The sequence below is a fragment of the Prevotella sp. P3-92 genome (assembly GCF_002251205.1).
GTDB lineage: Bacteria > Bacteroidota > Bacteroidia > Bacteroidales > Bacteroidaceae > Prevotella.
In genome coordinates this window covers 185,417-209,436 of the sequence record NZ_NPJE01000059.1, presented here as the reverse complement: position 1 = coordinate 209,436, position 24,020 = coordinate 185,417, and the positions used below count along the sequence as shown (strand labels likewise).

Here is a 24,020-nt window from a genome sequence, read left to right as displayed (position 1 = left end):
TAATAATCCTTTAATACACTCAAACGGAATTGATCGTCAAAATGACGAGCTGCTCTACGTTCCTTTTTCATCATTTACACTGTTTTTTAATTGTTAAAACGGTGTAAAGTAAATCTGTATTAAGTCATCGTTTACCTTCTATGCATATCTTCAGACTACGTTGCGCAAGTTTCATAGCCTTGCAAAACAAATTACTTTCCTCAGCAAATCAATTTACTTTCCTCAGCAAATCAATTTGTTTTCCTCGGCAAATCAATTTGTTTTCCTCGGTAAATCAATTTGATTTGCTAACAGATACGGCTTTCACATAACGGCAACGCGCTATTACTTAAAGATTTAGACTACGCTCTCAATACCTGTCATCAACTATGGTTAGTCACATGATGCATATTCCCTTCCATGCAAAGCCTCATCAGCTTCAGCCTCAACGCTTAACCGCAATTACTAACAAAGTATAAAATGCGGAGGCAATCATGATGTTTATCCCGACAAATAGTTATATTTGCATCATGAAAACTACCATTTCCCATCACTTCAACAAGATAGCCGCACTGGTCGTTGCCCTATGTGCAGCATGCGGGGCAAGCGCCCAAAACTATCCTATAGGTATTGTCAGTCACCAAGATTCCATGCGCTATGTGCAGTTAGGACTGGTGGCAAACATTGCCGACAGTTATGCCAACGGTGTGCAGTTCTCCCCCATTACCAATATGTCGGCGGCTCCTTTCCGAGGCATACAGCTCAGCGCCATCAGCAATATCGCGACGGGAGTGGAGAAAGGCATACAGCTGGGAGGTGCCCTCAACGTGTCGTCGGGATATATGCGCGGCATTCAGTTGGCTGCTGCCAACTATGCCGACTCGCTCAACGGTTCGCAGATAGGACTCATCAATGTGGCACTGGCACATCCAAGGGGATGGCAGGTGGGCATTGTCAACGTCACTCGCGACACCTTGGCACACAAGATAGGACTGGTCAATATCAATGCCAAGACCACCATCGACTATATGTTTTCTGTCGGATCGAGCACCAAGTTCAATGCTGCCGTGCGCTACCGCAACCGCAGCACCTATAACATTCTTGGTGCGGGAACCCACTATATGGGTCTCGACCGCGATTTCTCCGGTGCCATCTATTATCGCATCGGACAGTATTTCCACCTCACACCACGACTGACACTGAGTGGCGATGTGGGCTTCTACCATATAGAGACCTTCCAACACAAGGCCGACAAGCCTGAACGACTCTATTCCATACAGGCACGCATCAATGCCGACTACCAGTTGGGCAAGTATCTTGGTGCCTTTGTCTCCGTGGGTTATGGCGACACCCGATACTACAGCCACAACCGACACTACCGCAACCGCCCGCTCATCGAGGCAGGTCTGACCATACGCCACCAGCGTTCACAGCCGCAAGACATCTTCGACATCAGACGCAACGACGATGATATCATGGATCGCACAGATTCCATCATGGCACTGCCCCTCAAACCAAAACCTTGGCGAGCAGCTGTCGAAGCCACGGGCATCAACGTATTTGTCCACTGTTTCGACCGTTTTGTGCTGGGCGAGGAATTTGCCAAAACCACGCTCAACTCCATTGGTCACAACATCCGCAACGGCTTTGTGTGGGACAACGACCAGTTTTCCACCAACCTTTTTGCCCATCCCTACCACGGCAACCTCTACTACAATGCCGCACGAAGCAATGGGCTCAACTTCTGGCAATCGGCTCCCTACTCCTTCTTTGGATCGCTCATGTGGGAAGTGGCAGGCGAGAAAGAACCGCCAGCCATCAACGATTTGATAGCTACAACCATGGGAGGCATCTGCATAGGAGAGGTGACACACCGCGTCAGCGACATCATTCTCGACGACCGCGCCTATGGTTTCCCGCGATTCCTGCGTGAGGCAGCAGCCACCATCATCAATCCCATCAAGGGTTTGAACCGCATCATCACGGGCGAAGCATGGCGCGTGAGGTCCACCCACTACTTGCACCACGACCGTGAGGCATTCCCCCTCGACTGTTCCATCAGTGTGGGCGACCGCTATCTGGCAGACAATGGTGCCATCTTCCGTGGCGAACACAATCCCTACGTCAATCTCTTTATGGAATACGGCGATGCCATGGATGGTGAAAACCACAACAAGCCCTACGATTTCTTTAGTGCTGAAGTGACCTTCGGACTCAGCAAAAACCAGCCCCTCATCAACTCCTTGCACATTCTGGGACGTCTCTGGTCGGCACCGTTCAATTGGGGAAAATCCATGGATGTTGAGTTTGGCATCTATCAACACTTCAATTATTACGACTCGAAACCAGTGAAAAACGGGTCGGACCTCACCCCTTATCGCATCAGCGAAGCGGCATCGGTGGGACCGGGAGTCATCGTAGAATTTCCAAAAGTGGGAGCGCTGACGCGTCTCGAACAGCGCATTTTCCTCAGCGGCATACTGCTGGGCGGCACAAAGAGCGACTATTTCAATGTGATTGACCGCGACTACAACATGGGAAGCGGCTACAGCATCAAGGCCAAGACCCACATGGAGATAGGCAGGTTCGGCAGGTTTATCCTCAATGTGCATTATTTCCGCATCTTCACATGGAAGGGTTACGAGAATAAAGACCTCAGCACCATCGACCCGCTGTATCTCAATGCACAGGGAGACAAAGGCAATGCACGCCTTCTGGTGGTCAGTCCGATGATAGAAATCGACTTGCCAAAGCGCTGGAGCCTATTGATGGCAAGTTCGTTTTTCGAGCGACAAACCCACTACAAATACTATGCCGACGTCAAGGCGAAGACCTTTGAAGTGAGAGCCGGACTTACCTATCATTTCTAATCCAACCGCCGTTTCTTGCAATCGGGTTGCAAGAAACGGCGGTTTTTCCATGTTTTCATATCATCGTGACACTGGTTTGTGTACCTTTGCCATCAGAAACAAACACGTATTATAATATATGGCACACGAACATCAACATCACAGTCACTGCAGCTGCAACTGTCATTCTGAGGCAGAAGCACACCATCATCATCACAATGAAGGTCAAGACCATCACCACCATCACGACCATAACAGCCTTCACCGACAACTGGCTGTCATCGCCACAACCATCATACTGCTCATCGGTGCGGTCTGCATAGAACATTATCTCACGTTGCCCACATGGCAACTGTTGCTCATTTATCTCGTGCCCTACCTCCTGGTGGGTCATAAAACGCTGGGCGAAGCCGCCGAAGGACTGCTCCATGGCGATGCGTTCAACGAGGATTTCCTCATGGCGATAGCCACTATCGGTGCGTTGTGTATCGGATTTCTGCCCGGTGCCGACACCGAATTTCCCGAAGCAGTATTCGTCATGCTGTTCTTCCAGATAGGCGAAATGTTTGAAGGCTATGCCGAAGGGCAGAGCCGCAAAAGCATTTCAAACCTCATGGACATACGCTCCGATGTGGCACACGTGGTGCGCAACGGTCAAACCGTCGATGCAAAACCGGAAGATGTGGCAGTAGGAGAAACCATCATCATCGCACCGGGCGAGAAAGTGCCCCTCGATGGAACGGTCTGCAAAGGCTCATCGGCACTCAACACCGTGGCACTAACGGGTGAAAGTGAACCGCGCGACATCCATGAAGGCGACGACATCACGTCGGGATGTATCAATCTCAGCGGTGTCATCAACGTCACTACGACCAAGACTTACGGCGACAGTACCGTGTCGAAAATCATCGATTTGGTGGAACATGCCAGCGACAACAAGTCGAAAAGCGAGGCTTTCATCACCCGCTTTGCACGCTATTACACCCCTGTAGTGGTCGTTGCTGCATTGATACTGGCGGTGGTTCCGCCACTCATTTCCGGCGATTTCATCGAAAACTTCCCCACATGGCTCTACCGCGCACTGATGTTCTTGGTGGTATCGTGCCCTTGCGCTCTCGTCATCAGCATTCCCCTCACCTTCTTTGGAGGCATCGGTGGAGCGTCGCGCCACGGCATACTGGTGAAAGGGGCATGCTATATGGATGCACTCACCAACCTCCATACGGTGGTTTTCGATAAGACGGGCACCCTCACCCACGGTCAGTTTGCCGTAGAAGCGGTGCATCCCGACCATTTCAACGAGCGTCAACTGCTTCACCTCGCTGCCCACGTAGAGCATTTTTCCACCCATCCCATCGGAGCTGCCCTGCGTAATGCGTTCCCCGAAGAGGCTACCGACGGATGCCGCATCAGCCATGTGGAAGAAGTGGCAGGACAGGGCATTCGCGCACAGGTTGAGGACCACATCGTCTGTGTGGGCAATCAGCGCATGATGGAAGCCATAGGTGCACAGTGGCATCCATGCCATCACATCGGCACTATCATCCATGTGGCTATCGACGGACAGTATGCAGGCCACATCGTCATCAACGACCATATCAAGGACGACAGCATTGAAAGCATCAACAAACTCAAGCAGTTGGGCATCAAACGCACGGTCATGCTCACCGGCGACCGACAGGAAGTGGGACAACATGTAGCGGAGACTCTTCATATAGATGAATTTCACGCCGAACTCATGCCAGCCGATAAGGTGGCACATGTGGAACGGCTGATACAGGAAAAACCCGTCGATAAAGCCCTTGCCTTTGTGGGCGACGGTATCAACGATGCGCCCGTACTGGCACGAGCCGACGTGGGTATTGCCATGGGTGCACTGGGTAGCGATGCTGCCATAGAGGCTGCCGACGTTGTTTTGATGGACGACCGACCCTCTAAGATTGCACTTGCCGTGAGCATTGCACGCCACACCATCGCCATAGCACGCCAGAATGTGGTGCTCGCCATTGGCATCAAGGTGGCTGTACTGCTATTGGCAACCTTCGGTATGGCTACACTTTGGATGGCTGTGTTTGCCGATGTGGGCGTCACCGTACTGGCGGTACTCAACGCCATGAGGGCACTGAGCGGAAAAAACAAATAAAAAAGAACGACTCTGTTTGGCACTCTGCCTACTATTTAGTAACTTTGCAGTCACTGAAAACATATTCATATTTATAACTAACCATACTACACTATGATGAGAAAATACTTCTTGGCTGTGGCTTGCTGTTGCTCGGCATGGGCTGCGGCACAGACAGCTAAACCCGCCATCCCACGCGATGAACAGTTGGAAGCGAAAGTAGAAAAGACACTTGCCAAAATGACACTCGATGAGAAAATAGGTCAGATGCTCGAACTCAACCTCGATATCATGGGGACATACGACGCATCGGGAAAATGGAAACTCAACGAGACGATGCTTGACACCTGTATCTCTAAATACAAAGTGGGATCGCTGCTCAATGCACCGGGAACACGCGCTGCTACCGTAGAACAATGGCAGGAGTGGATTCGGCTGATACAGAAAAAATCGATGAAACATATCGGCATCCCCGATGTGTTCGGTCTGGACCACAACCACGGAGTGACCTATACTCAAGGCGGAACGCTCTTTCCGCAACCTATCAATATCGCTGCTTCATTCAATACTGAGTTGGCACGCACCGGAGCACAGGTTACCGCATACGAAAGCCGCGCTGCCAACTGTCCTTGGGTATATAACCCTGTGACCGACCTCGGCAGAGATCCACGCTGGTCGCGCATCTGGGAGAGCTTCGGCGAAGACCCCATTGTCAATGCACGCATGGCTGAAGCTGAAATCATGGGCTATCAGGGCAATGACCACAACCACCTCTCACGCTATAACGTAGCTACCAGTTTGAAACACTATATGGGTTACGGCGCTCCCTTCACCGGCAAAGACCGCACACCGGCGTATATCGCTCCAAACGTGTTGAGAGAAAAGTATTTCGAGCCTTTCAAGGCTGCCGTACAGGCTGGCGCACTCACCATCATGGTCAATTCATCAAGTATCAACGGTGTACCCGTGCACGCCAGCTACGAATACCTTACTCAATGGCTTAAGAAAGATTTGAACTGGGACGGAATGATTGTCACCGACTGGGCTGACATCAACAGTCTCTTTACCCGCGAAAGAGTGGCAAAAGACAAGAAAGATGCGATCCGCATTGCTATCAATGCCGGTATCGATATGTCGATGGACCCATACAGCGTGGAGTTTTGCATACTGCTGAAACAACTCGTCAACGAGGGCAAGGTGAGCCAAGAGCGTATCGACGATGCCGTGCGTCGCATCCTCAGACTGAAATACCGCATCGGACTGTTTGACGAACCAAACACCGGAGGCAAGGGCTATGAGAAGTTTGGATCGCAAGAACATGCTGATTTGGCTCTCCGTAGCGCCGAGGAAACTGAGATTCTGCTAAAGAATGAAGGTGTTCTGCCATTGGCAAAAGGAAAAAAGATACTGCTCACAGGACCTAATGCCAACCAGATGCGCTGCCTCAACGGCGGTTGGAGCTACACTTGGCAGGGTAGCAAAGCGGAAGACTTGGCAGAGAAATACAACACAATCTATGAAGCACTCTGCAACAAATACGGTCAGGAAAACGTGATTCTCGACCAAGGTGTGACCTACAACGAAAAGGGACAGTACTGGGAAGAAAATGAACCACAGATCGAAAAAGCTGTTGCTGCGGCTGCTCAGGCGGATGTCATCATTGCCTGTGTGGGTGAAAACAGCTACTGCGAGACACCGGGAAACCTCACTGACCTTTGGATGTCAGAGAACCAACGCAATCTGGTGAAGGCTCTGGCAAAGACTGGCAAGCCCATAGTTCTCGTGCTCAACGAAGGTCGTCCACGGCTCATCGCCGACATTGAACCGCTGGCTAAAGCCATTGTCCACATCATGTTGCCAGGCAACTACGGTGGCGATGCACTGGCAAACCTGTTGGCTGGCGACGCTAACTTCTCTGCCAAACTGCCCTACACCTATCCGAAAGAAATCAATTCACTGGCTAACTACGACTATAAAGTCAGCGAAGAAGTGGGCACCATGGCTGGTGCATACAACTACGATGCGAAGGTTTCGCTGCAATGGCCCTTCGGTTACGGTCTAAGCTATACTACTTTTGAGTATGCCAATCTAAAGGTGGATAAGGCAAACTTCACTGCCGACGATACGCTGACCGTTACGGTGGATGTGAAAAACACGGGTAGCCGTGCTGGCAAGGAGTCGGTATTGCTCTATTCGAGCGACCTCATTGCATCGATAGTGCCCGACAACAAGCGTCTGCGTTGCTTCACCAAGATCAGTCTCGAACCAGGTGAAACAAAAACTGTGACTTTCACTCTGCCGGCAAAAGACCTTGCCTTTGTAGGTGCCGACGGTCGCTGGACACTCGAAGAGGGTGATTTCCTGCTGCGCGTTGCACGCCTTACCGCTCCCACCACCTGCACCAAAACTAAGGTTTGGAATACGCCAAATAAATAAAAAGGCCTGATTTCAACGGATTTTCCCGTTCTCATACACAACGATTCAGCCGCATTTGAAAAATCAAATGCGGCTGAATCATTTTGATATCACAATGTCGTTTCAGTATAAGAGACAAACATATTCAACATGCCACGAATAGCCATTCTTCCCAAAAGTAGTCCGAGAATGCCCAATACAAACAATAATATCAAGGGAACAACTCCCCAGTTATCACAATAAGACAATATCACTGGAAACAGAAAAGACAACACCAAGAGACTATAAGACAAGAAGAACAGGCATCGAGGACGTTTCCATTCAACCTCCAGCTGTTGTTCTGTCCTCATCTTATCCACAAGCATAGGCACTACCGCCAACGACAAGAATCCAATGACATAAGTCAGAATGGCCAATATGAAAACTAAAGAATAGCCACACGATAATTATACGATTGGGCTGCCGTTGTTTCATAGGACTCCTGCATCAACTGCCCATCGATGATAATTCCAACTACCGCAATGATAAATCCTATTGCCATGAGAATGGCTATATAGGATACCAAATTTCGCTTCTTCATAGGTTAGCAATATGTGACATAGTTAATATAGCTTATGTTCCTTCCTGTTCATCACTGCAAAGATACGATTTTTCTATGACACACCACTTGTTTACCCGTTCCTTTTTCATCCATCCACCCTATTTTTGGTGGTTTGGGAAAAAAGATATATCTTTGCAAGAAGAAAACAAATAAGACTATGACACAAGAAGAAAAGACACAAATAGAAGAACGCATCGTGGATGTGCTCAAAACTGTATATGACCCGGAAATACCCGTAGATATCTACAATCTGGGCATGATCTATAAGATTGATGTGAAAGATGACGGAGCTGTGGAACTCGACATGACATTCACTGCACCAAACTGTCCGGCTGCTGACTTTATACTGGAAGATGTACGCACCAAACTGGAAAGTGTGGATGGCGTGAAAACAGCCAACGTCAACCTCGTGTTTGAACCCGCTTGGGACCAGTCGATGATGAGCGAAGAGGCTCGTGTCGAACTCGGTTTCGACTGATGCTCTATAAACACAGACATGGAGACTGCAACCAATAGCGACAAGCTCCATATTGATTATCGACAGATACTATAATATATAATAAGGTGTAAAGCCCATGAAGAATGTATATTTCCTATCCGATGCCCACCTCGGATCGTTGGCAGTTCCGCATCAACGCACGCAGGAACGACGTCTGGTACGCTTTCTCGATTCTATCAAAGAGAAGGCGGCAGCCATCTATCTGCTGGGCGATATGTTTGATTTCTGGTATGAATACCGCTACGTAGTGCCACGCGGCTATACCCGGTTCTTAGGCAAACTCTCGGAACTGAGCGATATGGGAGTGGAAATCCACTATTTCACCGGCAATCACGATATATGGGCTTACAACTATCTGCAACAGGAATGTGGGGTGATACTGCATAAGAAAGAGGAGACAACAGAAATCTATGGTCACGAATTTTTCCTTGCTCATGGAGACGGACTGGGCGACAATGATGCCTCATTCAAATTGCTTCGTGCCATTTTCCATAATACGGTGTGTCAAAAGATGTTTTCTTCCATCCACCCAAGATGGGGCATGGCATTCGGATTGACATGGGCAAAACACAGTTATATCAAGCACAAAAAGACCGACCAACCTTCCTTTATGGGTGAAGAGCGTGAACACTTGGTACGCTTTGCACGCGCTTATATGGTGGATCATCCCAATATAGACTATTTCATCTTCGGGCATCGACACATAGAACTCGATATTAAACTGGAACGCCACACGCGCCTGATGATATTAGGCGACTGGATTAGCCAGTTCACCTATGCCGTATATGATGGCGAACACATGTTCTTAGAGGAGTATGTGGAGGGGGAAAGCCAACCCTAACAGCATATCACGATGTCCGACAAGCAGTTTTCTAATCGTTAGAAAACTGCTGTACAACTCATTTCATCCTATCCTGTAGCCAGCCGATCTAACGGGCTGTCGGATGAAGAAAATGGCTATCAACTGTTCATCAAGGCTTCAATCTCCTCTTCAGTAGAAAGGTTGAAGTCGCCCGATATCGTACTTTTCAGTGTACTGGCAGCCAGCGAGAAGTCAAGACAACGCTGGTCATCGTCGCGGCGCACCAGGTGTGCATGGAGATAGGCTGCCAGATAAGCATCACCAACACCCATGGGATCGATCACTGGATTAATGTCATAGACGCGAGTGGTATAGAGTTTTTCGCCATCGAAAAGCACACCACTGAGCAAATGGTGGTTGGATGAGACCTCATTGCGCAATCCCATGATAAACTTCCTACAGCGCGGAAAACGGTCTGCTATCTTGCGAAACATCGCAGTATAGGCCTCCACATCAATGTGAAAATCGGACGAAGTTGCTTCAAAGGGTATGCGTGGCAGTCCTGACACCAATTCCCATTCGCCAGCATCGCCAAAGACAATGTCGCTATAATGCATCAGTTGGGGCAACACATCGGCTGCCTTAGCGCCATAGTTCCACAGGTTTTTGCGGTTGTTGATGTCGCAGGCAATGACAAGTCCCATCTCGTCGGCAGTGCGCACTGCCTCAAAAGTTGCATCGGTAGCACTCTGCGAAAGGGCACAGGTGATACCGGAACAATGAAACACATCAGCGCCACGAAACACATCGCGCCATGGTATCATACCGGGATGTAGATTATAGAATGCGGAATCCTTACGATCATAGACCACACGTGATGGGCGAAGCGATGCTGCCTGCTCGAAGAAATAGGATCCGATACGTGGTCCACCCCAGTTGATGAAGCGCGTATTGAGTCCCATCTCGCGCAAACGCTGTTCGCAAGCCTTGCCCATTGCCGTTTCCGGCAGGCGGCTCACATAGCGCACCTCATTACCCAACATGGCAAGCGAAACTGCCGCATTGGCCTCACTGCCGCCAAAATGAGCTTCCATCTGTGCGCCTTGTGTCAGGCGGTAATCGTCTCTTTTGGAGAAGCGAAGTAATACTTCGCCGAATGTCACTACTTTCATCTTGATTCCTTTCTATATATTATAATTGGTGTAACACCTCTGTTTCTATTGAATCCACATGGATTATGAGGTCAAAACGACTTCAACAACCAGTTTTCCATCCCATCGACCACTATACCATTTCAGTTGGAATGGAGTATAACATCTATGGTCTCTGGAGTAATAATAATGGTGAAAGACCTCCTGTCAGGCATCCCTTGCGGGCCACCAAGCGGTCTTCCACCATCAAAAAAAATGTATTGCTGCGATGATAACGCTTAGAGTAGATTCATCGTATCGGTAGCAATCATGAGTTCCTCATCGGTAGGAATGACCACAACCTTCACCTTCGAATCGTCGGCAGAGATAACAGCCTCTTCGCCACGTACGGCATTTTTGGCCTCATCAAACTTCACACCGAGGAATTCAAGACCCTTGCATACCTCTGAACGCATGCTGACCTGATTTTCCCCGACGCCAGCTGTGAATACAATGACATCCACTCCGCCCATAGCGGCAGCATAGGCACCAATGTATTTCTTAATGCGGTAGAAGTACATGGCCTGTGCCAACTGGGCACGAGGCTCACCGGCTTTGGCTGCATTCTCTACATCTCTCATGTCTGATGAACCTCCTGTGATACCAGCTACACCGCTCTTTTTGTTGAGCAGGTTGCTCATGCCATCAGCATCGAGGCCCAGTTTCTTCTCAAGGAAAGTCACTGCACCACCATCGATATCGCCAGAACGGGTTCCCATCACGAGTCCTTCGAGTGGTGTAAGACCCATGGAAGTGTCGATACACTTGCCATCAACAACGGCTGCGACGCTACCTCCATTACCAATGTGGCAAGTAATCATCTTGGTACCTTCTGCCTTGATGCCTAAAAATTCGCAGGCACGAGCAGATACATAGCGGTGGCTGGTGCCGTGGAAACCATAACGACGCACGCCATACTTCTCATAGAGTTCGTAAGGGATGGCATACATATAGGCCTTGGCAGGCATCGTTTGATGGAATGCAGTGTCGAACACACCTACCTGAGGCAGTCCGGGCATAAGCTCTTTAACGGCATTGACACCCTTGAGGTTGGCAGGATTGTGGAGCGGAGCAAGGTCAGAGCATTCTTCAAAAACCTTCAACACCTCGTCGGTGAGCAGTACAGACTTGTTGAATTTCTCACCGCCATGCACCATACGGTGGCCTACGGCATCGATTTCCTTCAAGTCTTTAATAACGCCAACCTCAGGATCAGTAAGCAAAGAGAAGATGAATTTCACACCTTCAGTATGCTCGGGGATGTCGTGCATGATTTGCTTTTTCTCACCATTGGCCAGTTTCACCTTGACAAAGGCACCGTCCAAGCCTACGCGCTCTGCACCTCCAGAGGTCATCACGCTCTTGTCGTCCATGTTGTACAGTGCGTACTTGATAGAGGACGAACCGCAATTTAATACCAGAATCTTCATCTTTTATAGTTGTTTGCTAGTTATTTGTTTGCCTTAGCATCCATGGCCTGGCAAGCTGTGATTGCCACCATGTAGTAGATATCATCTACCGAACAGCCACGAGAGAGGTCGTTGACCGGACGTGCAATACCCTGGAGGATAGGACCAATGGCAATGGCATCGCCAAGTCGCTGCACAAGTTTGTAGCCGATATTACCAACTTCGAGGTTAGGGAATACCAGAACATTTGCCTTACCTGCGATGTCTGAACCTGGTGCTTTCTTTGCAGCTACGCTGGGCACAAGTGCAGCATCAGCCTGAAGTTCGCCATCAAGCTTGAGTTCGGGATCCAGTTCGTGGGCCAGTTTGGTAGCCTCAACAACCTTATCCACTACTTCATGCTTAGCAGAGCCCTTGGTAGAGAAGCTCAGCATGGCAACGCGAGGATCAGTAAAGCCTGCTACAGAACGAGCAGTCTGGGCAGTACATACGGCAATCTGGGCGAGTTCGTTGGCATTGGGCATAGGAGTTACAGCTACGTCACCAACTACGAGAACACCGTCTTCACCATACTCTTTCTGCTTGCTGATGAGGAGCAGGCCACCGCTAACACATGAAACGCCAGGGGCACACTTGATGATTTGGAGTGCGGGGCGCAGGGTGTCGCCAGTAGTAGAGAGGGCTCCTGATATCTGACCATCGGCTCCTTCGGTCTTGATGATCATGCATCCGAGGTAAAGCGGATTCTTCACGAGTTCGCGAGCCTGTTCGATGGTCATTCCTTTCTTTTTACGAAGTTCTGCCAGCAAAGTAGCATACTCTTCGCTCTTGGGATTGTTTTCCGGGTCGATGATAGTGGCCTTATCTACACTGTTCAGTCCCCATTGTGCAGCGAGCTGCTTGATTTCGTTGGGATTACCAATGAGAACGATGTCGGCCATGTCTTCTGCCAATACACGATCGGCAGCTCTAAGGGTGCGCTCCTCTGTTGCTTCAGGGAGCACGATGCGCTGTTTGTTACTTTTTGCACGCGCAACGATTTGACTTAATAAATCCATAGTTTGTTTATTAAAAGTTTGATTTTGCTATATCTAGTTTGCAAAAGTACTAAAAATATTCTGAATAAGTCCGTAGAATTCAGAATATTTTAGATTAATTGCATCATTTCCTCAGTTAATATGCTTTCAAGTTTCTCTGCAGTGAGCCGAAGTTGCAATTGACCATCAATAGCAACAGTGATGCCACCGGTCTCTTCGCTGACCACAATGGCTATGCAATCGCTGTCTTGCGACATGCCCAAAGCTGCACGATGGCGCAGTCCGAGCGATTTGGGAATATTCTGTTCGTGACTGACAGGAAGTATGCAACCTGCCGCTTTCAAACGTTTTCCTTCCACGATAAGAGCTCCGTCGTGGAGTGGAGAGTTTTTGAAAAAGATATTCTCAATAAGCTGTTGACTGATATTTGCATCAATCATTTCACCCGTATGTGCCACATCATCAAGTGGCATAGACCGTTGCATCACGATCAAAGCACCAACCTTTTTCTTGCTCATGTTGAGTGCTGCCATCACAATAGGTATGATAATGGGTTTCAGATCTTCTTCCTTCTTGCGTCCATCCTCGCCTGTAAAGAAACGACGGATGCCTTTCACGCGTTGATGGGCACCCAGATTGTAGAAGAAACGACGGATATCGTCTTGGAAAAGCACGATAAGTCCGATGACACCGACACTCACCAACTTGTCCATGATACTACCCAGAAGTTTCATTTCAAGCACCTGTGAGACGACAAGCCATAGTACAATAAACACCAAGATACCCATAAACACAGGCAATGATCGCGACTCCTTCATCAACCGATAGAAGTAGTAGAGTATCAAAGCCACGAGAGTAATGTCAATGGCGTCTTTTATTCCAAACTCAAAAAACATAGGCAGGTAATTTATTGTTTAGGGTTCATCTGTCCAACAATACGCACACACTCCACTGCTTCTTTCACATCATGCACGCGAAGTATGGATGCGCCTTTCATCAATGAAATGGTGTTGAGCACCGTAGTGCCGTTGAGGGCCTGTAGCGGATCGCTTTCCAACAATTGCCACACCATGCGTTTGCGTGAGATTCCCACAAGCACAGGCAGTGAAAGGGCATCGAGCTGATCCAATTGGTGCATCACGTCATAGTTTTGTTGCAGGTCTTTACCGAATCCAAAACCAGGATCAAGGATGATATCCTTCTGTCCACAGTCGCGCAACTGCTGTATCTCACGGGCAAAGCGTAGCATCATATCGCGGATAGTGGGAGCTATAGACATGAGGATATAGGGCACTTTAAGACGCGCCACCATGCGGAACATCTCAGGATCAGCACCTTCCGACACATCATTGATGATATCGGCACCAAACTCCTCAACGGTCATTCGTGCCACATCGGGACGGAATGTATCTATGCTTACAATGGTATCGGGTGCTTCACGACGTACTATTTCAAGGGCAAAGCGCAGTCTGCGTGATTCTTCTTCTTCATCCACAGGAGCACTACCGGGCCTTGTTGAGCATCCGCCCACATCGATCATAGTACCTCCCTCAGCCAATATTTGTTGTGTACGTTCTGCTATTTCGCGTTCGGTTTGCTTTCTGCTTCCCGAATAGAAGGAGTCAGGAGTGACATTAAGAATTCCCATGACCTGTGGTGAGGACAAGGTTATCAGCTTCCCATTACAATTCAGAGTATATTCCATCTTATTTTACACGTATATTATATTATTTCGCAAAGGTACGATTAAGTGAGCAGAATACAAAAAGAAATATCAATTTTCTTTTTTATTCTCGAACGACAGTACCTAAGACCGACAGGTCAGAGGTACGATTAAGTGAGCAGAATACAAAAAGAAATATCAATTTTCTTTTTTATTCTCGAACGACAGTAACTTCGGTGTGTAGCGCTAGAGTTACGGTTAAATAAGGAAAATACAAAGAAAAAACGGCAATTCTTTTGCAGTTCACTCACATAATCGTACCTTTGCATCACCAAAACAACAACAAATATATGGATATCAAGGAACTCTACAAACTCTATCTCGCCCATCCGTGCATCACTACCGACTCGCGCGAATGCCCGAAAGACAGCATCTTCTTGGCTCTTAAAGGGGCTTCGTTTGATGGTAACCGATTCGCACAGGCCGCTTTGGAGAAGGGGTGTGCCTATGCCATTGTCAGCGAACTCACCAATCCTGAAACTCAAAAAGACGACTGCCGCTACATCTTAGTGAATGACACATTGCAAACTTTCAAAGACTTGGCACGCGAACACAGATGCCATTTCTATCTGCCCATCATAGGCATTACGGGTACAAACGGAAAGACTACTACCAAGGAACTCACAAAGGCAGTACTCGCTGAATGTTATAACGTAATGGCAACAGAGGGTAATTTCAACAACGACATAGGCGTTCCGAAAACTCTCTTCAGACTAAACGAAGACTACGATATCGCAGTAGTGGAGATGGGGGCAAGCCATCCGGGAGACATCAAAACACTGGTAGAAACGGCTGAACCTACATGTGGACTGATTACCAACGTGGGGCGTGCCCACCTACAGGGTTTTGGATCTTTCGAAGGTGTATGCCATACCAAAGGCGAGCTCTACGATTATCTCCGACAACACGAATGCCCTGTGTTTGTCAATCGAGACAATGAACACTTGATGGCTATGACCGAAGGTCTCGCAGACATCTATTACTATGGTCAGAGTAGCAACCCCGATATTCTGATACATGGCGAAGTGGTGTCGTGCTCTCCATTTCTTAAGTTCCGCTGGCGAGAGCAAGACAGCGATGCAGACTATACTAGCGAATGGATGGAGGTGCAGACCAACCTCATCGGTGCTTACAATCTCGATAATATTCTAGCTGCAATAACCGTGGGCTATGTCAACAACGTACCATTCGAACTTATCAACAAAGCAATTGCCAACTACACCCCCACCAACAATCGTTCGCAGATGACCGTCACCGACCATAATCATCTCGTGGTCGATGCATATAACGCCAATCCATCGAGCATGCAGGCTGCTATCGACAACTTCAAACTCATGGATGTGCCTGCAAAAATGGCAATCCTCGGCGATATGCGTGAATTGGGTGATGTCTCTGCAGAAGAACACCAAAAGGTGGTGGAACAACTCAAACAAGCTGGTTTCCAACAGGTATGGCTCGTTGGCGAAGAGTTCGCAAAGACAGAATGCAGCTTCAAGAAATTCCACGATATAGAAGAAGTAAAAGCAGCCATTGCTGCCCAACAGCCGCAAGACATGTATATCCTTATCAAAGGATCTAATGGCATCAAACTATTCCAACTGCCCGAATTGCTATAGCAAATAAGTGGCATTTTGGGTGTAAAGGCAAAAAAACAATGTTTTTCTCTACGTTATTCATAAATAATTAGTACCTTTGCACCACAAAATCGGGATGTAGCGCAGTTGGTAGCGCACTACGTTCGGGACGTAGGGGTCGGGCGTTCGAGTCGCCTCATCCCGACAAAACCTTTATTCAAAGGCAAGGAAGTGGCTGAGTTACAGCTACTTCCCTCATATTTAAGAAAGGTCGGACGAAATCACTCGGACACAACTCGGACGAGACTTCGATTATCAATATTAGTACTAACATTGTCCATGCCAAAAAAATTAAAAGACATGGATAAAAAAAATTATCCCCATAGAAAAAAAGATTCTGTTTCGCATGAGATACAGGGTTGGACTATGCCACAGCTCACTATTGGCAAAGAAACGTATGTTCATTTTATGATTTATAACCCCGTCGAGAAGCGGATGAAACGTAAAAAGTACATGCTCGGTAGATGCAAAACTCGCAAGGAAGTTACTCGTCGTGCGAAAGCCATGATTCAAAATCTTTCTCGTAAATTAGAGGCAGGCTGGAATCCTTGGATTGAAAATTCGGACTCTCTTACCTATTCTCTTTTCTCTGACGTTATCGACCTCTATCACAATTACCTTTATAAGCGTTTGAATGACAGAAGCCTCCGAGAAGATACTGTTTGTAGCTATATCAGTTATCTAAAGATTTTCCGTCAATGGGCGGAATCCAATACTGATATTATATATATGTATCAGTTAGATCATCTTGTTATCGGTCGTTTTCTCGACTATGTCTATATCGAGCGTAATAATAGTTTTGTCACTCGTAATAATTACCTTGGTTGGCTTCGTAGCTTCGTATCATACCTTTTGGAGCGCGGATATATAACCATAGACCCCTGCGCACAATTTTCTAACGTAAAAATTAGAGGTTATGTGAAGGAAAGAACCGTTATTCCTGACGAAATCCTTATCTTAATAAAGGATTATTGCGAGAGGAACAACCGCTATTATCTGTTGGCTTGTTACCTCACCCATTATATGTGCATCCGTCCAAAGGAACTCTCAAGAATGCGAGTTCGGGATATCAACATTGACAAGAATACTATCACGCTCATGGGTGACCAGACCAAGAATCATGACAGCGTTACTATTACGATGCCACGTTGTGTCGCCAGGCTAATGATCGACCTTGAAATATTCCGCTATCACAGCGATTGCTACCTATTCTCAGATGGTTTCCGTCCCGGAGAGCATCAACACTCCGAAAAGCATTTCCGTGATTATTGGGACAAGCATCTTCGTAAAGACTTGAAGTTTTCCAAGAAATATGTCTATTATAGCTTAAAAGACACTGGTATCACCAACATGTTGCGCTCTGGTGTCGATCCTATAACAGTCAGAGATCAGGCGCGACATTCCTCCCTTGCTATCACAAACACATACACTCCGCTTGACATAAAAGAAGCGAATCCATTGATGATGAATTACAAAGGTGTATTATGATAGTTCGTATAGATATGCGGTCTTTATATCCGCCACTCCCTCGTCTGTAATATTGACCTCTATTTTCTCGCATCCGTATCTCTTGTTGCGAATGACGAATATTCTCTTAGCATCAGGAATACCTTTATATGCGAACTTGACACAATATTTTGCCTTCATGTTAAACGAGAATCCGTTGTTGTGAAGCTGACCAATATAGTATTTTGCATCAGAAGGATTAAGCGAGAGCGACCACATTGGTGGCTGTTCTGCATTATCATCCTTTTTTAATAGGTAATCTGTAAAGGCAGGATACGCCATTGCCTTGGTATAGCTAATCTTCCACGGAACGCTTTTCGGAGTGTTGGGAATAAACATAATTTGCATTCTATCCTCTTTCTCCTGTTTCTCGATACTCTCTTCACCTTGGATATATTCCTGTATGGTGTATTGTTCTGTTCCACCTCCTGACGTATTTTCTAGTCCGTGTTTTACAACATTGTCGCTCCCTGTTGGGCATGAAAGTGACGGTACTCTATATTCTACAATATGCTTACGGCCATAGATTTCTTCTTCCTCTACCCATTTGCCGATAGCCACGGGACATATCTTTAATGCCATCTTATTACCTTTTTCTTCTCTAACGAGAGGGGAAAATACGTCGATTTGGGTTAATTCCAATCGTTCTTTGATAGCTTCACCGTCCTTGTATTCATTGATCCATCCTGTCATCTTTGATGTCGGCGAGCAATATATATTCTTTTTTTTCTCATCCTCTGTCGCTGCATTATAAGCGGTTCTTGCCTGTGTTGATGTTTGAAATTCCTTTTTTGGTGCATTATTACGAACATTGTCATCAATTACATCATAATCATGATGAGACGAGTCAGACATATCATAAGACAAGTTGTCTGATGATACTGACTGAGAACTGTTCTCCTCGCTCATCTCTACAGAGAACTCATCTGTCACTTCTATCGAATTGACAGGCAACTCCGAAAAAAACGTCGAGTTGGCAACAGCAGTGACTTTCTTGTTTAATTGGTCAAATACAAACGTTATATTGAAGAGCTTCTTTAATTCATCCAAAAGGTTTTTAGGTGTCCAGTGTGGAAGAGTATGTGATGGATGATTCGTATAGTTTGCTGTCGCCACATATAATTTATCCCATGGGTCTTGGTCGAGAAAGCTTGCTCCAAGTTCATACCCCAGGTTCTTAAATATTGTTCTTAGCATATCGATAAGATTGTAGTGGAACGCAATATGACTCCACCCTAGAGTTTCGTCATATACTTCCTTTGGCACGAATCGCACATATCCTCTTGTACAAGTCCATATTACTTTGCTCCAGTCTATAACGAATATCTGGCTGTTAGCCGTGCCCCATCCAGCGCTTTCTGTTAGGTCAACACCTGCGAAGCCTAAATCCATTTCGTCAATATACACTTTACTGTCTTCTGATAGAAAGTTTATTTCAGAGTTTCCTCCTAACAACTGCACCTTAACTTCCTTCTCTGTTATCTGAACCATTTTGGCAGATCCGTCTAGAAGAATTCTATTGTTAACTATTAGTTTGCATTGGAATTTCTTGACTATTTTCTTTTTTTCCACGCGATTGATATTTCCAAAGAATCTCATATTCTCAAGGATGTCCAATGGAATTGTCACATCGAGCGTATAACTGTCAGACTGTGTAAAATACGGATTCTCGCGTGTCAGTTTAATATTCTGACCAGATGAGGGATAGACCTGTATGCCATCTAAAAACAAAACTGTTGCCATAACTCTTTTACTTACTCTTCAAAAGATTTTCATATTCTCTAAGTCTTCGGTATATGCCGTTTTCCCCATCGATGGGAACATCCACACCGATGCCGTTTTCCAACTGCACAGCCAACCTATTGTTCGTATCACGGATGGAGTCTAATACGTCCTCCAACTCGCTGTTGTCACTTTTCACGTTGATTACGGGAGACACTACCGTCGCAGCAGCAGGACCGCCCATAACATTCGTTACGTCGGCAGCTGTCAGTGATGCCACCTTATTATTTCTTTGGTATTGATCTATCAATGTCAGAATCGGCAGCAGATTAGGGTTGTTGACTGCCTCGTGGTTGGCAACAAATTCGCCTTCATGCACCACGCCAGCCTCCTTCCTGTATTCTCTACCGCCAGTGAATCCTCCCTTATAATAACCGGCAGCTTCTGCTTGATGCTGTTTTTTGATGGTAGCAACTTGCACCAGACCTGCAGCAGTAGCTATACCTGCGGCAATAGGCGCAAGAGTCGGTCCTATTATAGGTATCTTTTCCGTAGAAGCATAGGCGTTGATCGCTGCCAATGCCGTGGATGCGATTGCCTGTGCAATCTCGATTTTCATCGCTTTCTTATTCGCTGCCGTCTTTGCCTTTTTTATCTTTTTGTCGCGTTCCTCCTCAAGTCTCTCTTTCTTTTTGGTGTTGTTCCCGGCAGCAGCTATCTGTTTGTCGTAATTAGCGTTAATCTTTGCCACTTCAAGATCGCTGCACGCTTGAGCATAACTACTTGCAGCAGATAAGAATGTGCTTATGGTGCTGTATGCGGCTTGTGCTTGGCCAACAATTGCATCGTTCGTTTCTGCATCAAGCTGCTTCTTCGCTTCTTGATATTCCTTGTTGTTCTCATAGTCTTCACCATACAATTCTTTCAGCTTTTTATTGATTTGCTCTCGCTGCTTGATGGTGACAGCGAAACCTGCAATTCCTGATGCAATATCAGTTGCTTCGCCGTTATAATCTGCACCTGCCAGATTCTTGGCTTTTCTGAGTGATTTTGATGCGTTCCGTCTGACTTCTTCACTTATATCTTCTTCACGTTCTTCTTGGAGATCGTCATACTTTTCCTTGATATAGTCAACAATATCATCATACTCTTGTTTTGTCATCTGTCCAGATTTAACAAGTGCTCCATATATTGTTTCAATACTCTTCAGTTCCAAATTCTTCATGGCTTCATAATCCTGAAGTCTCGCTTGCTCGCGGTATTGCTTAAGTTTGGTTATATAGCTCTGCTCAAGTTGGAACTGGTGGTCTTTCTGTTTAGCTGTTATCTCCATTTCATATTCTGCCCATTTCTTCGGATCAGACTGATAGAGCTCTTGTTTTTTGCGCAAATATGCGATATCTTCTTGAAAGATTGCTTCATTCATTGACTCTTCGTCAACTACAGATTGGCGCATATATTGCTTACGTATAGATCTCTGCATGTCCAAATGCTCTATCTCCATACTTTTTTCAGTCCATTGCGCTCGTTTCTCGTTGTAATCCTGCTCCTCTTTCACTTTGTCATCAAGCATTTTTTTATACTCGTCAGAATCCTCCCCATATACTTTCTTGAGGTTCTCGAAGTAGCGAAGTGTCAGTTCATGCTTGGCCTTTAGAAATTCTTCATAGGTCATCTGCCCTGCCATATAGCTCTGTATCTGTTCTGACAGTTCCTGCTTATACTGCGCTTTTACTGCATTCACCTGTATTTTTTGTTTTTTCTGATTCTCCTCCTCTATCTTCTTTATCTTTGCTTCCTCTTGTTTTTTCTCCTCGTCTGTAACATACTCCTGTTTTACGCTACTTGGTGTTGATGGAGCAGTATTGTTATTCAACAGATCTTTTCTCTGCTTCTTTTTATAATACTCTTGCAGTTTTTTATTCTTGTTAATAGTACGGTCCAAGACATTTTCTTCTGCTTCAAGAGCCTTTTCCTCACTTTCGACTTGCGCAAGACGTTCTTTGTGCCTTTGCTCCTGTTCATTACTTTTTATCAGAAGTTGATTGGTCTCAACACCTTTGCCATCCAATCTACTATAAGCAGGTGCCACACGTCTGCTTTTATATGCCTCTGGATGTGCATCACGTTCTGCCTGTACTGCTTTCAGTGATCCTCGTATTTTCGTTTCCTTCATCTGAAGGTCAAGTTTCTTTTTGTTGATTTCAACCTTGCGAGAGTATATGGCTTCTGCAAGAGCTGCGTTTTCCAGCTCCTTGATATACTCTTTAATCGCTTGTTTATTATACACATAAAGCTTTCCTTCTTTGTTAATCGCAGCATGATAGTTTGGTATTATTTTTTGAAGTGCCAGGATGGCATTTCTTCGTTCGTTCACGGTATAGGCATTAGATCGAATCACTTTGCTCAATCTATCTATTTTATCACGCTCATCTATGGTTCCTTCTGCCACTTGCTTCTGAAGTTTTCTTCTTGATTCTTGTATTGCTATCGCATTTTTGTACTCTTGCGTATTTTTCCTCATCTCTTCCCTATGCTTGATCAATGCAGATGTAACGCCATATATCGCAACACCCACAACCGTCACAACAGTAGCCAGCGCAGTCCATGGGTTTGTCATGCCAGCGATTCGTGCTGCTCTCATTTCTACGGTGTATGCTTTTACTCCTTTGGTTAAGAGTGTCATAGATGCATGAAGTGCTAACATGGCACTACGTAGGAGTATAGATGCAGCTGTCGCAGCCTTGTCTGTCAGCGTTGCAACAGCTGTTGCTGCAGCTCTTGCCTTAATTAGAATGATGTCTTTTGTCCATAATGCAGAGAGTATAGTAATAGCTATTGCCAGTTTTGTGAGAGCTGCTTTATGTTCAAACACAAACATTGTTATAGCAGATAGTGTTTTTACTAGCAATGAACCTGTCGAAATAGTATATTTCACAATAGGCATCAATCGCTCGCCTAACTCAACAGACAAGTCATTGAATCTTTTCTTGGCTTTATCTATGCCTGCAGCAACTGTGTTATTCTGTACATTGAATTCCTCAATAACACTATTACCCAGTTCATAAGCTTCTATGGCTATCTTCTGCCGGTCACGTACATCGTCCACCTTGTCGGCAAGTGTGGCCAATACGCCAACGGCACGTGCACCATCAAGTCCCATGTCATTAAGCATCTTCATCATGGTCTGAGGATCTTGTCGTTTCAGGCTGTCCGCAAGTGTCAATATAGCTTGGTTTGCATCCTCTTTGAGAAGTTTTGTAAATTTCTCCACGTCCATACCTGCAATCTTTGCAAATTTGGAAGTGTCCGTCTGCATCTTCGTCAACATATTACCGAATGCGGTAGATGCCATCTCGTCACGTAAGAGGTTTTCATCCATAACCGCACCAAAGCCCATAATCTGTGCTTGTGTCAGGCCGAGCTGTTTGCCAAAGCCAGCTACACGTGCTGTGAAATCAACCAAGTATCCTGCCTGTGCTGACGAATTCTGCGCAAGCTCATTGACAGCCGAACCCGTAGCGAGCATTGCATTTCGCAATCCCATGCGGTCATCTTCGCCAAATGCCATTGCCAATTTACCGATTTGATCGACCGCTTCTTGTCCCAGGTCATCACCAAGGGAAACGCGTATCTTATCTGCAGCATCAACAAATTCTTCTATATCTGAGGTTGCGGTGATGCCAAGACGACCTGCTGCCCCTGCGAGTTGGTTGAGCTCTTCGCGCGGAGTTCGGGTGTCCATTCGTTTGAAGTCTTCGTTCATTTTCTCAACCTCTTCTGTCACCTGTCCTGTGTATTTGCGGACATTGGCCATCTCTTGGTCCATTTCAGCAAATTTATTGGTGGTACTACGAATTGCCACGGATAAGCCTGTAACAGCACCTATGCCCTGAGTAAGAGCCCCCCAGTTTTTGTTTAAAAAATCTGCTCCTTTTTGGATGTAGTTTTGGCTGTGTTCTGTCGCTTCGGTATATTTTTTCATTTCATCCTTACACTCTCGTATCTTGGATGACAGATATTTCCATTCCTCTGAGTTCTTTCTGACAGAACCACTCCTCAGCTTTTTCTCCAGCTGATTCATGGTATTTCGCAAATCTTTGTATGAATGTTCTGATAGATTATCCAATGCGGTAGAGAGTCCGTGGACATATTTCTTCTGTTCACCAACGCTCTTATTCAGGCGGTCTATAGAAGCTTGCATGCTCCTCGCTAACTCTACGTCCCCCTTTTTTCTTGATTTAATCAAGTTTTCCTGTATTTCCTTCTGTGTCTTTAGCTCTTTTTCAAGTCTTTTGAGTTCGTTCTGTGCAGATTTTGTGTTCAGAACAATCTCCGCTGTCATTCTTTCATTTGTTGCCATAAAATATGCGGTATGTTACAGTTTTACTGCAAACATACCGCACATCTTTTATATACGAAAATACTTATTTCTCTCCACGCTGGGCGATGTAAAGAATAACCCAAAGTACAGGTAAAAGTGCTAATATCTCCATAGTTGTTATGTATTTAATTATTTATTTTCCACAAAG

Annotated in this window: 16 protein-coding genes and 1 tRNA gene; 9 read left to right on the top strand and 8 right to left on the bottom strand. The window is 46.2% G+C overall.

The genetic code is table 11. The features are described from left to right. The first annotated feature begins 509 nt into the window (after window positions 1-509). The 3 genes from CIK93_RS10095 (at window position 510) to CIK93_RS10085 (ending at window position 7,386) form a co-directional block, all read left to right on the top strand. Window positions 510-2,849 (top strand): DUF3943 domain-containing protein, encoded by a 2,340-nt coding sequence (locus CIK93_RS10095; RefSeq protein ID WP_254046781.1) that lies wholly within the window; start codon window positions 510-512, stop codon window positions 2,847-2,849. A gap of 118 nt (window positions 2,850-2,967) precedes the next feature. Next, window positions 2,968-4,971, top strand: coding sequence for a heavy metal translocating P-type ATPase (locus CIK93_RS10090; protein WP_094447281.1), 2,004 nt, complete (start codon window positions 2,968-2,970; stop codon window positions 4,969-4,971). Window positions 4,972-5,067: 96 nt separating this feature from the next. Further along, a complete protein-coding gene (locus CIK93_RS10085) occupies window positions 5,068-7,386 on the top strand; it encodes a glycoside hydrolase family 3 N-terminal domain-containing protein (RefSeq protein ID WP_094447290.1) in 2,319 nt (772 codons plus the stop codon). A 403-nt stretch (window positions 7,387-7,789) separates the two neighbouring features. On the opposite strand, the gene CIK93_RS13720 is transcribed toward CIK93_RS10085, so the two are convergent. Then, complete coding sequence (locus tag CIK93_RS13720; RefSeq protein WP_158215511.1) at window positions 7,790-7,945, bottom strand: hypothetical protein; 156 nt, start codon at window positions 7,943-7,945, stop codon at window positions 7,790-7,792. Between the two features lie 178 nt (window positions 7,946-8,123). Here CIK93_RS13720 and CIK93_RS10075 point away from each other — a divergent pair, with 178 nt between their 5' ends. Next, on the top strand, window positions 8,124-8,444 hold the full coding sequence (locus CIK93_RS10075; protein ID WP_094435476.1) for a metal-sulfur cluster assembly factor: 321 nt from the start codon (window positions 8,124-8,126) through the stop codon (window positions 8,442-8,444). 97 nt (window positions 8,445-8,541) lie between these two features. Continuing rightward, window positions 8,542-9,306: a UDP-2,3-diacylglucosamine diphosphatase gene (locus CIK93_RS10070; RefSeq protein WP_094391768.1), complete on the top strand. Its 765-nt coding sequence runs from the start codon at window positions 8,542-8,544 to the stop codon at window positions 9,304-9,306. Between the two features lie 119 nt (window positions 9,307-9,425). Here CIK93_RS10070 and CIK93_RS10065 read toward each other — a convergent pair whose 3' ends face one another. Then, window positions 9,426-10,445 carry a sugar kinase gene (locus CIK93_RS10065; protein ID WP_094447280.1) on the bottom strand — a complete coding sequence of 340 codons (1,020 nt, stop codon included), beginning with the start codon at window positions 10,443-10,445 and terminating at the stop codon, window positions 9,426-9,428. Between the two features lie 59 nt (window positions 10,446-10,504). On the opposite strand from CIK93_RS10065, the gene CIK93_RS13500 reads away from it, so the two are divergent. After that, window positions 10,505-10,690, top strand: coding sequence for a hypothetical protein (locus CIK93_RS13500; RefSeq protein ID WP_144007251.1), 186 nt, complete (start codon window positions 10,505-10,507; stop codon window positions 10,688-10,690). Window positions 10,691-10,696: 6 nt separating this feature from the next. Here the strand turns inward: CIK93_RS13500 and CIK93_RS10060 are convergent, their stop codons facing one another. The 4 genes from CIK93_RS10060 to folP all read right to left on the bottom strand — a co-directional run bounded on the left by CIK93_RS10060 (window position 10,697) and on the right by folP (window position 14,608). Continuing rightward, window positions 10,697-11,887 carry an acetate kinase gene (locus CIK93_RS10060; protein ID WP_094391766.1) on the bottom strand — a complete coding sequence of 397 codons (1,191 nt, stop codon included), beginning with the start codon at window positions 11,885-11,887 and terminating at the stop codon, window positions 10,697-10,699. Window positions 11,888-11,907: 20 nt separating this feature from the next. Continuing rightward, complete coding sequence (gene pta, locus CIK93_RS10055; protein WP_094391765.1) at window positions 11,908-12,924, bottom strand: phosphate acetyltransferase; 1,017 nt, start codon at window positions 12,922-12,924, stop codon at window positions 11,908-11,910. An 89-nt stretch (window positions 12,925-13,013) separates the two neighbouring features. After that, window positions 13,014-13,799 (bottom strand): diadenylate cyclase CdaA, encoded by a 786-nt coding sequence (cdaA, locus tag CIK93_RS10050; protein WP_094447279.1) that lies wholly within the window; start codon window positions 13,797-13,799, stop codon window positions 13,014-13,016. A gap of 11 nt (window positions 13,800-13,810) precedes the next feature. Beyond that, window positions 13,811-14,608 (bottom strand): dihydropteroate synthase, encoded by a 798-nt coding sequence (gene folP / locus CIK93_RS10045; RefSeq protein WP_094447278.1) that lies wholly within the window; start codon window positions 14,606-14,608, stop codon window positions 13,811-13,813. A gap of 308 nt (window positions 14,609-14,916) precedes the next feature. Between folP and murF the strand changes: the two genes are divergently transcribed. The 3 genes from murF to CIK93_RS10030 all read left to right on the top strand — a co-directional run bounded on the left by murF (window position 14,917) and on the right by CIK93_RS10030 (window position 17,748). Beyond that, the gene (murF, locus tag CIK93_RS10040) at window positions 14,917-16,242 is read left to right on the top strand and encodes a UDP-N-acetylmuramoyl-tripeptide--D-alanyl-D-alanine ligase (RefSeq protein WP_094447277.1); all 1,326 of its coding nucleotides are present in this window, start codon (window positions 14,917-14,919) and stop codon (window positions 16,240-16,242) included. 90 nt (window positions 16,243-16,332) lie between these two features. Then, window positions 16,333-16,405 (top strand) — tRNA-Pro (locus CIK93_RS10035). A 155-nt stretch (window positions 16,406-16,560) separates the two neighbouring features. Beyond that, entirely contained in the window at window positions 16,561-17,748 is a 1,188-nt protein-coding gene (locus CIK93_RS10030) for a site-specific integrase (protein ID WP_254046780.1), read from the top strand. On the opposite strand, the gene CIK93_RS10025 is transcribed toward CIK93_RS10030, so the two are convergent. Next, window positions 17,743-19,365, bottom strand: coding sequence for a hypothetical protein (locus CIK93_RS10025; protein WP_144007619.1), 1,623 nt, complete (start codon window positions 19,363-19,365; stop codon window positions 17,743-17,745). The two genes, CIK93_RS10030 and CIK93_RS10025, sit on opposite strands and share 6 nt — an antisense overlap. A gap of 151 nt (window positions 19,366-19,516) precedes the next feature. Then, a complete protein-coding gene (locus CIK93_RS10020; RefSeq protein ID WP_094447275.1) occupies window positions 19,517-23,851 on the bottom strand; it encodes a phage tail tape measure protein in 4,335 nt (1,444 codons plus the stop codon). Window positions 23,852-24,020 lie beyond the last annotated feature (169 nt).

Excerpts from the sequence above, each read along its gene's own strand:
- CIK93_RS10095 (WP_254046781.1), top strand. The coding sequence starts at position 510 with ATGAAAACTACCATTTCCCATCACTTCAACAAGATAGCCGCACTGGTC.
- CIK93_RS10090 (WP_094447281.1), top strand. The coding sequence starts at position 2,968 with ATGGCACACGAACATCAACATCACAGTCACTGCAGCTGCAACTGTCAT.
- CIK93_RS10085 (WP_094447290.1), top strand. The coding sequence starts at position 5,068 with ATGAGAAAATACTTCTTGGCTGTGGCTTGCTGTTGCTCGGCATGGGCT.
- CIK93_RS13720 (WP_158215511.1), bottom strand. The coding sequence starts at position 7,945 with ATGAAGAAGCGAAATTTGGTATCCTATATAGCCATTCTCATGGCAATA.
- CIK93_RS10075 (WP_094435476.1), top strand. The coding sequence starts at position 8,124 with ATGACACAAGAAGAAAAGACACAAATAGAAGAACGCATCGTGGATGTG.
- CIK93_RS10070 (WP_094391768.1), top strand. The coding sequence starts at position 8,542 with ATGAAGAATGTATATTTCCTATCCGATGCCCACCTCGGATCGTTGGCA.
- CIK93_RS13500 (WP_144007251.1), top strand. The coding sequence starts at position 10,505 with ATGAGGTCAAAACGACTTCAACAACCAGTTTTCCATCCCATCGACCAC.
- CIK93_RS10060 (WP_094391766.1), bottom strand. The coding sequence starts at position 11,887 with ATGAAGATTCTGGTATTAAATTGCGGTTCGTCCTCTATCAAGTACGCA.
- pta (WP_094391765.1), bottom strand. The coding sequence starts at position 12,924 with ATGGATTTATTAAGTCAAATCGTTGCGCGTGCAAAAAGTAACAAACAG.
- cdaA (WP_094447279.1), bottom strand. The coding sequence starts at position 13,799 with ATGTTTTTTGAGTTTGGAATAAAAGACGCCATTGACATTACTCTCGTG.
- folP (WP_094447278.1), bottom strand. The coding sequence starts at position 14,608 with ATGGAATATACTCTGAATTGTAATGGGAAGCTGATAACCTTGTCCTCA.
- murF (WP_094447277.1), top strand. The coding sequence starts at position 14,917 with ATGGATATCAAGGAACTCTACAAACTCTATCTCGCCCATCCGTGCATC.
- CIK93_RS10030 (WP_254046780.1), top strand. The coding sequence starts at position 16,561 with ATGGATAAAAAAAATTATCCCCATAGAAAAAAAGATTCTGTTTCGCAT.
- CIK93_RS10025 (WP_144007619.1), bottom strand. The coding sequence starts at position 19,365 with ATGAGATTCTTTGGAAATATCAATCGCGTGGAAAAAAAGAAAATAGTC.
- CIK93_RS10020 (WP_094447275.1), bottom strand. The coding sequence starts at position 23,851 with ATGGCAACAAATGAAAGAATGACAGCGGAGATTGTTCTGAACACAAAA.